1 protein-coding gene is annotated in these 1606 nt (G+C 67.4%); it reads left to right on the top strand.

Translation table 11 applies throughout. The annotated features are described in order from the left end of the window. Nucleotides 1-288: 288 nt before the first annotated feature. Nucleotides 289-1548, top strand: a complete 1260-nt coding sequence (locus ACFW9D_RS38285) for a PTS transporter subunit EIIC (protein WP_384630090.1) — start codon at nt 289-291, stop codon at nt 1546-1548. Nucleotides 1549-1606: the final 58 nt, after the last annotated feature.

Raw genomic sequence — 1606 nt, 5'->3', positions numbered from 1 at the left:
ACAAGCCCCGGGGCCGCCACCCGGTGGTGGTGGTCGTGGCCGACACCTCGGGGTGCCGGCCCCCCCGCCGCCCCCCCCCCCCCGCTAGGGGCCCCCGGACCTCTGGTCGGGGGGCCCTTCGTCACGCCTGGACCTCACGAAGGCGTAACGGCCGCCACAGCGGGTTCCTTACGCGGAACTCACATGTTAAAACTGGTCTACACCAGTGAGTGGTGTAGACCAACGAGGGTTGTCCGAGGGGTGTCCGACGGACGTCCAGGGCGGCGCCTTGCCATCTTGGAGGAAGCAATGAGTACGGCCACCGCCACGGCGGCGCCCGCGAAGAAGCGGGGCTCCGGCCTGTTCCAGGGTCTGCAGAAGGTCGGCCGCAGCCTTCAGCTGCCGATCGCCGTCCTTCCGGCCGCGGGCATCCTGCTCCGTCTCGGACAGCCTGACGTGTTCGGCGACGACGGCCTCGGCTGGCACAAGGTCGCCGCCGTCTTCGCGACCGCGGGCAGCGCGGTCTTCGACAACCTCCCGATGCTCTTCTGCATCGGCGTCGCGATCGGCTTCGCGAATAAGTCCGACGGTTCGACGGCGCTCGCCGCGCTGGTCGGCTTCCTCGTCTACAGCAACGTGCTGAAGGCGTTCCCGGTCGCCGAAGCCGTCGTCAACACGACGAAGAACAAGGGCGTCGACGTCGCGGCGACGTACAACAACCCGGGTGTCCTCGGCGGCATCATCATGGGTCTGCTGGCCGCCGTCCTGTGGCAGAAGTTCCACCGCAAGAAGCTCGTCGACTGGCTCGGCTTCTTCAACGGCCGCCGACTCGTCCCGATCATCATGGCCTTCGTCGGCGTCATCATGGGCGTCTTCTTCGGCCTGGTCTGGGAGCCCATCGGCGAGGGCATCTCGAACTTCGGCGAGTGGATGACCGGCCTCGGCGCCGGCGGCGCCGGTCTCTTCGGCCTCATCAACCGTGCGCTCATCCCGGTGGGCATGCACCAGTTCGTGAACACCGTCTCCTGGTTCCAGCTGGGCGACTTCACCGACGCGACGGGCGCCGTCGTGCACGGCGACCTCAACCGCTTCTTCGCCGGTGACCCGACCGCCGGCCAATTCATGTCGGGCTTCTTCCCGATCATGATGTTCGGCCTGCCGGCCGCCGCGATCGCCATCGCGCACTCCGCCCGCCCCGAGCGCCGCAAGGCCGTGATGGGCATGATGGTCTCGCTGGCCCTGACCTCGTTCGTCACCGGTGTGACCGAGCCGATCGAGTTCTCGTTCATGTTCATCGCGCCGGTCCTGTACGCGATCCACGCGGTGCTCACGGCTGTCTCCATGGCGATCACCTGGGCCCTGGGCGTCCACGCGGGCTTCACGTTCTCCGCGGGCTTCATCGACTACGCGCTGAACTGGAACCTGGCCACCAAGCCCTGGCTGATCATCCCGATCGGCCTGGTCTTCGCGGCGGTCTACTACACGCTGTTCCGCTTCGCGATCACCAAGTTCAACCTCACCACCCCGGGCCGCGAGCCCGAGGAGGAGATCGAGGACATCACCAAGTGATCCTCGGCTGAGCGCGCCTGAGCCATCACGCCGAAGGCCCCGGAACCGTACGGTTCCT

Origin of the sequence: Streptomyces sp. NPDC059524 (assembly GCF_042749255.1) — a bacterium.
Taxonomy (GTDB): Bacteria; Actinomycetota; Actinomycetes; order Streptomycetales; family Streptomycetaceae; genus Streptomyces; species Streptomyces xanthii.
This window is presented reverse-complemented; position numbering and strand designations above follow the sequence as displayed.

Coding starts and splice junctions, on each gene's coding strand:
- ACFW9D_RS38285 (WP_384630090.1), top strand. CDS start 289: ATGAGTACGGCCACCGCCACGGCGGCGCCCGCGAAGAAGCGGGGCTCC.